At 43.7% G+C, this 11,721-nt stretch carries 8 protein-coding genes and 1 tRNA gene; all 9 read left to right on the forward strand.

The window, feature by feature from the left end; translation table 11 throughout:
- Positions 1-10 precede the first annotated feature (10 nt).
- The 9 genes from ACFSMW_RS01085 to ACFSMW_RS01125 all read left to right on the forward strand — a co-directional run bounded on the left by ACFSMW_RS01085 (position 11) and on the right by ACFSMW_RS01125 (position 11,456).
- A tRNA-Gly gene (locus ACFSMW_RS01085) sits at positions 11-84 on the forward strand.
- Between the two features lie 304 nt (positions 85-388).
- Positions 389-2,107 carry an ABC-ATPase domain-containing protein gene (locus tag ACFSMW_RS01090; RefSeq protein ID WP_390352260.1) on the forward strand — a complete coding sequence of 573 codons (1,719 nt, stop codon included), beginning with the start codon at positions 389-391 and terminating at the stop codon, positions 2,105-2,107.
- Between the two features lie 52 nt (positions 2,108-2,159).
- The gene (queG, locus tag ACFSMW_RS01095) at positions 2,160-3,305 is read left to right on the forward strand and encodes a tRNA epoxyqueuosine(34) reductase QueG (RefSeq protein ID WP_390352262.1); all 1,146 of its coding nucleotides are present in this window, start codon (positions 2,160-2,162) and stop codon (positions 3,303-3,305) included.
- A gap of 37 nt (positions 3,306-3,342) precedes the next feature.
- Entirely contained in the window at positions 3,343-3,873 is a 531-nt protein-coding gene (locus ACFSMW_RS01100; RefSeq protein WP_390352263.1) for a methylated-DNA--[protein]-cysteine S-methyltransferase, read from the forward strand.
- Between the two features lie 53 nt (positions 3,874-3,926).
- Entirely contained in the window at positions 3,927-4,772 is an 846-nt protein-coding gene (locus ACFSMW_RS01105; RefSeq protein WP_390352264.1) for an amidase domain-containing protein, read from the forward strand.
- A 56-nt stretch (positions 4,773-4,828) separates the two neighbouring features.
- Positions 4,829-5,302 carry a tRNA (uridine(34)/cytosine(34)/5-carboxymethylaminomethyluridine(34)-2'-O)-methyltransferase TrmL gene (trmL, locus tag ACFSMW_RS01110; RefSeq protein WP_390352266.1) on the forward strand — a complete coding sequence of 158 codons (474 nt, stop codon included), beginning with the start codon at positions 4,829-4,831 and terminating at the stop codon, positions 5,300-5,302.
- A gap of 541 nt (positions 5,303-5,843) precedes the next feature.
- Complete coding sequence (locus ACFSMW_RS01115) at positions 5,844-8,699, forward strand: 2-oxoglutarate dehydrogenase E1 component (protein WP_390352268.1); 2,856 nt, start codon at positions 5,844-5,846, stop codon at positions 8,697-8,699.
- On the forward strand, positions 8,696-9,964 hold the full coding sequence (gene odhB / locus ACFSMW_RS01120) for a 2-oxoglutarate dehydrogenase complex dihydrolipoyllysine-residue succinyltransferase (protein WP_390352269.1): 1,269 nt from the start codon (positions 8,696-8,698) through the stop codon (positions 9,962-9,964). The genes ACFSMW_RS01115 and odhB overlap by 4 nt, the downstream gene beginning before the upstream one ends.
- Positions 9,965-10,166: 202 nt before the next feature.
- Positions 10,167-11,456, forward strand: a complete 1,290-nt coding sequence (locus ACFSMW_RS01125) for an NCS2 family permease (RefSeq protein WP_390352271.1) — start codon at positions 10,167-10,169, stop codon at positions 11,454-11,456.
- The last annotated feature ends 265 nt before the right edge of the window (positions 11,457-11,721 follow it).

Consider the following 11,721-nt stretch of genomic DNA (forward strand, 5'->3'; position numbering starts at 1 on the left):
CTATATTGATGCGGGTGTAGTTTAATGGTAAAACTCCAGCCTTCCAAGCTGATGTTGAGGGTTCGATTCCCTTCACCCGCTCCATACATATGTCCTAACGCAGTGTTTCGTACATCAATCTACGAGGCGTTGCGTTTTTTCCTATTTGCACGGATGAATGGGATTCATATGTAACGAATAGACAATGCTACATCAAATTTATAGAAACATAGCCAGGTATGTCCATCAGCCGCGCGTATCGGTGAGCCCTCACAGGGATGTCCTGGAACTGATTAATGATGATCTTATGAACTGTGACGAAAATGCTATATTGAATGAATATATTTCGATTCTTGAATCCATGGCATTGAAAATGTAAACTGGTATTAAAATAGGAGGGGGATTTTGCATGCGGAGACTTCTGCAATTATGCAGGCAACTGGATAAAAAAGGATACGGTGCATATAAAAGCATAAGCGGCACTTATCAGGCTGATTCATACACACTATCCATCGACTACGTGCAAGGAGATCCTTTCGCGGCACCATCAAAGATACGGCTGGTGATTCCTGCTGAAAAAAGGTTACTGCATCCTGAGTGGCTAAAGACTTCGGTTGAGCAATTGGCAGTAGAGGATGTCCTGGCACGGTCGGTTGCCAAAGCGGTCAATCGGATGCATTTTGATATAAAAGGCTCTGGAAAGAGCGGTGAAATTTTTTTTGATGGCCCTGGCCAGGAAATAATCAAACGGACTGCAATCCAAGCTGACAAAGAAGCGATAACGGTGTGTATGGCTGTGGGCCTACCGGCTAATGGCAGAAGAATCAATGGTAATGAAGCACATCGCTTATTTGCAGATGCGATTCCCAAGATATTGAAGAATTCCATTTTCACAATAGCCGATGAAGCAATTGAAAATGCTGTTCGGTTGGCGAGACAGCAAGCGGCGATTCGAAAACAAATGTGGGAAAATGGCTGGATCGCTTTTATCGCCAATGGTGCTATTTTACCTAGAAAAAGTGGCATTGATGATAGGCCGCTGCAGACAGCATTACCTTTTCAAAGCACCACAAATCAAGAAGTATCTATCGAGATTCCATATCAAAAGGATGCACTAAAGGGCATGGCGATCAAGAAGGGAATCACGTTGATTGTCGGTGGAGGCTATCATGGAAAAAGCACCTTGCTGTCAGCTATTGAAAAAGGTGTATACAATCATACGGCCGGTGATGGACGGGAATTTGTATTAACAGACATGGATGCAGTCAAAATCCGGGCAGAAGATGGCAGGCAAATCACAAACGTGAATATCTCTCCGTTTATCCGTAATTTGCCGATGAATCAGGATACGGAACATTTCTCCACAGAAAACGCGAGTGGAAGTACATCACAAGCGGCGAATGTGATAGAAGCATTAGAAGCTGGTGCGACCACACTGCTGCTGGATGAGGATACGTGTGCGACCAATTTCATGATTCGTGATATGCGTATGCAACAATTGGTCAGTCCGGAGCAGGAGCCGATCACGCCATTCATTGACAATGTTACATGTTTGCGTGACAAACTTGGGGTTTCTGCCATTCTGGTCATGGGCGGCTCTGGGGATTATTTTGATGCGGCTGATGATGTCATTCAAATGAATAATTTCTTGCCGGAAGATGTCACAGAGGCAGCTAAGAAGATTGCTGCTGAACACCCCGTAGAACGGCTTCAACGAAAAGGCGCACAGCTCAGTGTAAAATCTGACAGAGTGTTTCGACAGCAATCATTCAAAGTTCTCAGAGGAAAACGCGCGAAAGTACAGGCTAAGGGTCTTCACACGATTCTGATGGGGCAGACGAACATCTCGTTTCCTGAGGTGGAGCAGATCGCAGATATGTCACAGACAAGAATGATTGCGCAAATACTTCTGCGGCTTGCTTCAGAAAAAATGGATGACAAAAAGACATTGGTCGAGCTTCTGGACGATTTGGAAATGCGAATGTCAGACGAGGGCCTTGCCTCTTTTACAGCTCATACAAAGCAGCACCCAGGCGATTTGGCTCAGCCGCGCCGTTATGAGATAGCTGCCGTTTTGAATCGGATGCGTACTGCGGTGGTAGATCGTCAAGCAGTAAAAGGCAGGTGACTTTTAGCTGAAAATATGTTTTTTTCTAAGAAAGAAAAGGAAGGTGTCACGAGTGGATGCCCAACAATTAAAAGATGATATAATCGAATACAGCAAAACGATTGGGATTGATAAAATCGGTTTCACTACCGCTGACATTTTCACGGAACTGAAGGAACGGCTGCGTACCCAGCAGGAGCTTGGATACCAATCGGGATTTGAAAAAGGGACCGTGGAGGAAAGGACGGAACCAACAAGGTTGCTGCCGCAAGCACAATCGATTGTTGCTATCGCAATTGCGTACCCGTCACGGATGAAAAACGCTCCTAAAGGCACCAAGGAAGAACGGCGGGGGATTTTTTGCCGGGCATCATGGGGTACGGATTACCATGTGGTATTAAGGGACAGGCTGAATAAGCTTGCCGCATACATGGAAGAAAAGGTACCTGGCGCTGTCACCAAATCCATGGTCGATACTGGAGAGCTTTCTGATCGGGCAGTAGCGGAAAGGGCTGGCATCGGATTCAGCGGAAAAAACTGCGCGATTATCACACCAGAATTTGGTTCGTATGTTTATTTGGGTGAAATGATCACGAATATATATTTCCCCCCTGATTCTCCTGTAGAGGACAGCTGCGGAGATTGCCGCAAATGCCTTGATGCGTGCCCAACAGGCGCACTTGTGCAAGGAGGACAGTTGAATGCCCAGCGCTGCCTTTCCTTTCTTACGCAGACGAAAGATTTCATGGCAGAGGAATTCCGGGTTGAACTTGGCAATCGGCTTTATGGCTGTGATACATGCCAACAGGTTTGCCCCCGGAATAAACAGATTGATTTTCATATTCATGAGGAGTTTGAACCGGTAAATGAAGCTGCTAAGCCAAAACTAAAACCGATGCTTACTGTTTCCAATCGGGAATTCAAGGATAAGTTCGGCCATATGTCAGGGTCCTGGCGGGGGAAAAAACCGATCCAACGTAATGCATTAATCGCGCTGGCACATTTTAAAGACAAAACAGCCGTACCATCTATTATTCAAATAATGAATGAGGATCCTCGTCCGGTCATGCGGGGGACTGCTGCATGGAGCCTTGGGAAAATAGGGACGCCTGAAGCATACGCAGCTATCGAAGCTGCAATGACTAAGGAAAAGGATGACAACGTATTGTTTGAGATGGAAAAGGGATTGGCATTCAAAACCTCCGCAGCTATTCATTGACTGGATGCAGGTGGCGAAGGGCAAAGGGGAGAAAACGATGAGGAAAAGTTTTTTGCATACTGACCAGTTGAATACACCAATCGGTTTGTTATTATTGACCAGTGACGGGGAGAGCTTGCTTCGCATTGACTATATGTCGGAGAATAAATTATTCGAAGTACAGCATTGGGCAGACAAGCATTTTCAACAGGTCGAGCTGCAGCCCATTGAAGATCAGGTGCTTGAAGATGCCAAGCAGCAGCTGACTGAATATTTTACGGAAAAGCGGCAAACATTTGATATTCCGATTGTATTCCTCGGTACCGATTTTCAACGACGTGTATGGCAGGCACTCTATGAGGATGTCCCTTATGGCTTGACGCAAACTTACAAAGGGATTGCTGCAGCCATCCATCATCCAAATGCTGTCAGAGCTGTGGGAGGCGCTGTAAACAAAAATCCGTTGTCAATTATTGTGCCATGTCACCGTATCGTCGGCAGCAACGGCAAATTGGTCGGCTATAACGGTGGGCTTGATAAGAAACAGTATTTGCTGGATCATGAGCTGACTGGCCTTTTTACGGAATGATTGCCATAAGGCCAAGCATCGCCTCCATATATTAATATATGGAGGCGATGCTGATGAAGGATTTGCAAACGTATTGGCGAAACATTTTTCGTGCGCAAATGCCGGGGGAACAGATATGGTGGGATAGGAAAGTGAAGCTCTGCGAAACCAGGGGAGCGGAGATGGTACGTATCAAAGGAGAAGGAAAAGTATACCAGAAATTACGTACAAATGATGACTTGAACTACCGCTATTTACTACATTTGGAAATTTTAATGAGGCAAGGCAAACATTTTTACATGGAAGAACAAGTTTTTCCGTTTGTTTGCAAGACAAAAGAGGGGAAAACGATTCACCGGCTGGTGGAAATAACAACTGACCAGGCTGCCCCCCAGCTGGCACTTCTGGAAAGCGAGGTTGCTGAGGAGACCAGATTTTCTTATGACCGGATGTCTGCTGTGCAATATGCGGAAAATTGGTGGAACAGCTATAATCCCGCCTACCGTAAATTTGACGTGGATTGTACAAACTACGTATCGCAATGCTTGAAAGCCGGTGGAGCGCCGATGTGGGGAGCGCCAAACCGCAGCAAAGGTTGGTGGTATCAGGGAGGCAGCTGGAGTTTCAGTTGGGCTGTCGCTCATAGTTTCCGCTGGTATTTGAGCGGAGCTAAACAGGGATTGAAAGGATTAGAAGTGCATACACCTCAGGAATTGGCTCCAGGCGATGTGATATGCTATGATTTTGAAGGTGATGGCCGTTTCAATCATAATACGATTGTGGTGGCGAAGGATTCGGAAGGAATGCCTCTTGTTAATGCCCATACCAATAACAGTCGTCATCGCTACTGGTCATATGAAGATTCAGCTGCCTGGACGCCGGAAATTAATTATAAATTTTTTCGAATCGGAGAGACATAAGTTTTCTCGATTTTGAACGGCTTTTTTTAAGATGAATGAGACAGGGAGAAAAACAAATGAGTTTACACATTGTATTATTTGAACCTGAAATACCAGCTAATACCGGTAATATTTCCAGAACCTGTCTGGGTACTGGTACAACACTTCATTTGGTCCATCCGCTTGGATTTTCAACAGACGACAGGATGCTGCGCCGGGCAGGACTGGATTATTGGAAGGACGTGGATGTCAAAGAACACCCGTCTATCCATGAAGTGTATGCAGCATATCCTGAAGGTGAATTCTACTATATTGAAAACTTCGGGACAAAGCATTACACAGATTTTGATTTTAGTGATACAAATAAGCACATTTTCTTCGTTTTTGGAAAAGAAACAACTGGCATTCCCAAAGCATTATTACATGGGAAGGAAGACCGTTGTCTCCGCATTCATATGAATGAAAATATCCGCTCCTTGAATCTGTCCAATACTGCTGCCATTATCCTTTACGAGGCGCTGAGACAGCAAAATTTTCCCGGAATGCGTTAAAAAACCGCCTTTGCTATGGCAAGGGCGGTTTTTAGATTCAGCGATAAAGATAAATGCGTAGCTCAGTTTCGAGACAGCAATCATAGACATTTACAACAGGATTGCTCAGAGCCGGTTTGTCCAATTATTGATTGTCTTTCGGGACTCCCGGTTTTGCATCATAGCCTGAAGTAAAAAAAGAAACCATAAATGTGATGATAACCCCGATCAATAATGCGAGCTTCATGCAATGTACCTCCTTCATATGCTATGTAAAGTCACTTAACAATTATCTTTTCCTTTATTATAACGAAAAATGAGTGGAAAGTGAACTGCAAGCTAAAAAATACGATAATTACTTTGAAAATCGCACAAAAAGAAAATTTGAAAAATAGATGGAAATCTAAATTCACAAATCCTTTCCTCATTTGTTGTAACGCATCATGAAATAGGGTATATTAGTTGATGAAGTAAGCCTCGAGTTCTATAATGGAACTTGAGTTTTTCAATGATTAAATATATTTATACATCATGCAAGCTTTTACTAATGGGGGTATAAATCGTGGCACAGAACGAAGAATCTGCAAAAAGATTCTGGGGAGAATTTTATGGCCCAAACATGGGATATGTAGAAGAACAGTATGAACTGTTTTTGAAAGACCCGGATTCAGTAGACCCGTCCATCAAAGTGAATTTTGAAAAGTACGGAGAGCCTGTCTGGGAATCACAAAATGAAGATTTGGCAGAGAACGTTCACGGCACAGCTTCCATAAACGATGTCAAAAAACTTACCTCAGCGATGAAACTTGTTGAGGCTATTCGTCGTTACGGACATTTGGAAGCCGATATTTATCCTGTCGGATTGCAAAAAGACAGGTATTCAAAATTAGTGGACCCGACAACTTACAGTCTGTCAGAAGAAGATTTAAAAAACATCCCAGCTTCCTGGCTCTGGGATCATGCAGCTGATGCAAACGTCAAAAATGGTCTTGATGTTGTATCAGAACTGAAAAAATATTATACAGGAACAATCGCTTTCGAATATGATCATGTGAATAATGACGAAGAGCGTCAATGGCTTCGTGAATTGATCGAACTTGGAAACGCTCGCTTGTCACTTTCTGATGAAGAAAAGAAGCAGTTGCTGAAACGTTTGGTGGAAGTGGAAGGGTTTGAAGATTTTCTACAGAAAATTTTTGTCGGACAGAAACGCTTTTCCATCGAAGGCTTGGAAGCAATGGTGCCTATGCTGGACCATATCGTCAAAAATGCGACTGCCCAAAAAGTGGAACATATCATGATGGGAATGGCCCATAGAGGCCGTTTGAGCGTATTGGCCCATGTCTTGGGAAAACCGCTTGATAAAATCTTTTCTGAGTTTCATTCTTCACCGGATAAAGAATTGATTCCTTCGGAAGGTTCCATGGGAATCAATTATGGCTGGACAGGAGATGTAAAATACCATTTCGGTGCTGTCAAAGATGTTAAAGACGGCGAGGAAACAAACACTCGTATCACTTTGGCCAACAATCCGTCCCATTTGGAATTCGTCAACCCTGTTATCGAAGGGTTTGCCAGAGCTGCACAAGATGAACGCAAACATAGTGGATATCCTGAACAGGATTTCAATAAGGCGATACCTGTGCAAATACATGGCGACGCTGCTTTCATCGGAGAAGGGATTGTAGCTGAAACATTGAACCTAAGCGGATTGCCTGCGTACACTACCGGTGGTACCCTTCATATTATTGCTAATAACCTTGTAGGTTATACTACTGACCAAAAAGACGGGCGTTCCACAAGGTATGCAAGTGACTTAGCCAAAGGTTATGAGATTCCGGTCATCCATGTCAATGGAGATGATCCTATCTCTTGTGTTTCAGCTATAAAAATAGCATATGATTACCGTCAAAAATTTCATAAAGATATTTTAATTGATTTAGTCGGTTACCGACGTTATGGCCATAATGAGATGGATGAACCAAGGGCGACACAGCCGACACTATATCAAGATATCGATGCACATCCTACACCTGCAAAGGTTTATGCTAATGCCTTGCAGGATAAAGGAACAATAGATAGTGAATGGTATAGTTCATTGAAAGAGGATAGGGAAAAAGCTCTGCGTTCCATTTATGACGGCATGAAGGAAGATGTCGGTAATCCAGAGCCAAAACGTATGCCGGAAGTGCTGAAAAATGGATTGGAAGGGTTTGAAACAGCGGTTTCATTGGATGAACTGCAGGAAATCAATACCCAGCTGCTTAAACGTCCGGAAGGTTTCAAGGGCTTTAAAAAGGTTGAGAGAATACTCAAACGCCGTGAAAACATGCTTGAGGATGGCAATAAAGTAGACTGGGGAGCTGGGGAAGCTTTGGCGTATTCATCTATTTTACGTGATGGTATCCCAATCCGGCTGACCGGTCAGGATTCACAGCGTGGAACCTTTGCTCACAGACATATGGTATTGCACGATGCTGAAACCAATGATAATTACTGTCCGTTGCATGGTTTGGAACGTACGGATGTGACGTTTGATATTCGCAATAGTCCACTCTCAGAAGCAGGTGTGCTAGGTTACGAGTATGGATACAGCATCCAGTCACCTGAAACCCTTGTGTTATGGGAAGCACAGTTTGGTGATTTTGCCAACGCAGCTCAGGTCATTTTTGACCAGTTTATTGCTGCTGCTCGAGCAAAATGGGGTGACAAATCCAATATGGTCATGCTGCTGCCACATGGTTATGAAGGACAGGGGCCAGAGCATTCCAGTGCACGTTTGGAGCGCTATCTGCAGCTGGCAGCGGAAAATAACTGGATTGTTGCAAATGTGACATCCTCTGCACAGTTTTTCCATTTGATTCGCAGGCAAGCTGCTATGCGCGGCAGGGAAGAAGCACGTCCGTTAGTGTTGATGACGCCGAAAAGTCTGTTGCGTAATCAACGTGTGGCGTCTGCACCGGAAGAATTTTCTGAAGGGAAGTTCCAACCATTCCGCAACCAGCCAGGTCTGAAAATCAGCAAGAAAAACGCGAAGCGGCTTCTAATCGGCAGTGGAAAAGTAATGGTTGATATCGAGGACGCATTGGAAAAAGCAGAAGGCAAATTCGATTGGCTCCGTATATTGCGTTTAGAACAAATCTATCCATTCCCGGAAAAAGATTTGCTGAAAGAAATCAAAGATATGCCAAATCTTGAAGAAATCGTTTGGGTCCAGGAAGAACCTAAAAATATGGGAGCTTGGAACTTTGTCGATGACTATTTGCGAAAGCATCTTCAGAATCATCAGCAACTACGCTACATCGGCCGTCCGGATCGTTCGTCGCCAGCAGTCGGAGAACCAAACGTACACAAAATGGAACAAAACGAAATCATTAAATCAGCTATCAATCCTATCATAGGAGGAGATTCCCAGTGAAAGAGATAAAAATACCAGAATTAGCCGAATCCATTACAGAAGGAACAATTGCTGAATGGCTTGTCAAAAAGGGCGATAAAGTAGAAAAAGGCGATCCGGTTGTCGAATTGGAGACTGACAAAGTCAACGTAGAGGTCAATTCTGACCACACTGGCGTTATTACAGAAATCGTTCATGAAGAGGGAGATGATGTCGAAGTTGGCGATATCATCGCAAAAATTGATGAAAACGGGGAAGCAAGCGGTGATACATCTGCTGAAGAGGCGAAGGAAGAAAAAGCGGAAGACAAGAAAGACGCTGCTCCTCAACAAGAAGAGAAACAAGAAGAAAAATCTAATTCGGAACAAGAATCTTCTTCCAGCAAGCAAGACGTGATTGCTTCACCAGCAGCACGTAAACGAGCTCGAGAACTCAATATTGACTTAAGCAAGATTAGCCCACGTGATCCACTTGGCAGAATCCGTCCAGAGGATGTGGAAGCAGCCGCAAGTGCCAGCAGCGAGCCTTCTCAAAAGCCCGCTAAAAAAGAGGATAGCAAGCCATCGGAAAAAACGACATTTGATAAGCCGGTGGAACGTGTAAAAATGACACGTCGTCGCATGACCATTGCGAAAAATCTTGTAAATGTGCAGCACACTGCAGCTATGCTGACTACTTTCAATGAAGTGGATATGACAAATATCATGAAGCTTCGCAGTGAGCGTAAAGAAAAGTTCCAAGACAAACATGGGGTTAAACTTGGTTTTATGTCCTTCTTTACAAAAGCGGTCGTTGGAGCATTGAAGGAATTCCCACTATTGAATGCGGAGATTCAGGACAATGAACTTGTCATCAAGAAGTTCTATGACATCGGTGTCGCTGTATCTACAGATGACGGCCTGGTGGTTCCGGTTGTCCGTGATGCGGACCGTCTGGACTTTGCAGGTGTGGAGAAAGAAATCAAGAATTTGAGTGTTAAAGCCCGCGATAAAAAACTTGGTATGAATGATTTGCAAGGCGGAACATTTACGATTACAAACGGCGGCACATTCGGATCCATGATGTCCACACCGATTTTGAATGCACCGCAAGTCGGCATTTTGGGTATGCATAATATCATCAAACGTCCAATGGCTATGCCTGACGGATCAATAGAAGTACGCCCGATGATGTATTTAGCAGTATCCTACGACCACCGAATCGTAGATGGAGCGGAAGCTGTTCAATTCCTTGTACGTATTAAGCAAATGCTGGAAGATCCATATGATTTATTGCTTGAAGGTTAATGTTTGAATGTTTGAAGCCCGTTACGGCATACTAGTCGTAACGGGCTTTTACATTAGCTTTCAGTACCCTGCCCCTAAAATGCCAGCTAGTTTTAAATCTGAACAAAAAAATAAGATTTTACATAAACAGCTTGAAAAACAAGTTGTTTTCGAATAATATTATAAAGGTTGATATTATTATTCGGAAAGCTAGGTGCTTACCATGCAAAATTTATTTAAACTAAAAGAAAACAATACGAATGTGAAAACTGAAATCCTCGCGGGTATCACAACTTTTTTAACGATGGTCTACATTGTTGTTGTGAATCCGGCAATTCTCTCCTCCACTGGAGTACCTTTTGATCAAGTGTTCATGGCAACAGTCATTTCGGCAGTGATTGGTACGGTTTTCATGGCGCTAGCAGCTAATTATCCGATTGCTATAGCCCCAGGAATGGGGATGAATGCATATTTTGCAACAGTTGTGGCTTCTCATGATGTTTCTTACCAAATCGTGTTCGGAGCTGTATTTTTGGCCGGCCTTCTTTTTATCTTGCTAAGTTTTACGGCCTTGCGTGAAACATTGATTCAAGCAATTCCGCCGTCTCTGAAATTTGGTATTACATCTGGAATCGGGTTGTTTATCGCATTTTTAGGTTTGAGACAATCAGGGATTGTTGTTGCCAATGAAACGAACATGGTGGGGTTCGGCGACTTGCACCAACCAGTTACATTGCTGACACTGGCAGGGCTGTTCATTTCTCTGATTTTCATGGCTTGGAATGTCAAGGGGGCTTTGTTTATTGGTATGTTAGCGACCGGAGTGATTGGCTATTTCACCGGACAGCTGGAATTTACAAAAGCTGTTTCCATGCCTCCGGTACCTGTATTTTTTGATTTGGACATTGGTGGCGTTTTTGCCAATGGGTTATATACGGTTGTTTTTGCTTTTCTTCTTGTTACTATCTTTGATACAACTGGAACGATAATCGGTGTAGCAGAGCAGGCCGGCTTCATGAAAAATGGCAAGCTTCCAAGGGCCAAGGCAGCTCTTTTATCTGACGCGACAGCAACAACAGTTGGATCCATGTTTGGGACTACTCCCACGACAGCTTATGTGGAATCTACCTCCGGTGTGGCTGCAGGAGGCCGTACCGGTTTAACATCCATTGTGGTTGCATTCTTATTTCTTTTATCGATTTTCTTTACTCCGGTTATTGGAGCGATTTCCGATTTACCTGCAATCACTGCGCCAGTACTGATCATCGTGGGCTGTTTTATGATGGAAGGGTTGGCTCGCATCGACTGGAAAACATTTGATGAAGCATTTCCGGCATTTGCCATTATTTTGACAATGCCGCTTACTTCCAGTATTTCAACTGGGATCTCCATCGGTTTTATCACTTATCCTTTGTTGAAGCTTGTAACAGGAAAAGGAAAGGACGTTCATTGGATCATTTACTTATTCGGCCTTATTTTCCTGCTGCAAATGATTTTCTTCCCTGCACATTAATGTGCTGTTTGACACAAAACACTGCAAATGCAATTTTTGCAGTGTTTTTGTATGTTTATTGAAAAATAGCAGGTTTCTTTGCAAAAATATGGAGGGTAGGGAAATACTATAAAAATCCCACCCACGAAGGAGGGAAGAACGGGTTGTGAACGGCTGCAGCTCCCCTTAATTAACAGAGTGGTTCTAGAAAAGTTCGTGAGAGTTTCTAGCCATCATAGAACGAAATCAGGGTGTATTAATTGGTACAAAAATGTAGTTGCAAGAC

Source organism: Tigheibacillus halophilus, assembly GCF_042683165.1.
Taxonomy (GTDB): domain Bacteria; phylum Bacillota; class Bacilli; order Bacillales; family Amphibacillaceae; genus Tigheibacillus; species Tigheibacillus halophilus.

Coding starts and splice junctions, on each gene's coding strand:
- ACFSMW_RS01090 (WP_390352260.1), top strand. CDS start 389: ATGCGGAGACTTCTGCAATTATGCAGGCAACTGGATAAAAAAGGATAC.
- ACFSMW_RS01100 (WP_390352263.1), top strand. CDS start 3,343: ATGAGGAAAAGTTTTTTGCATACTGACCAGTTGAATACACCAATCGGT.
- ACFSMW_RS01105 (WP_390352264.1), top strand. CDS start 3,927: ATGAAGGATTTGCAAACGTATTGGCGAAACATTTTTCGTGCGCAAATG.
- trmL (WP_390352266.1), top strand. CDS start 4,829: ATGAGTTTACACATTGTATTATTTGAACCTGAAATACCAGCTAATACC.
- ACFSMW_RS01125 (WP_390352271.1), top strand. CDS start 10,167: ATGCAAAATTTATTTAAACTAAAAGAAAACAATACGAATGTGAAAACT.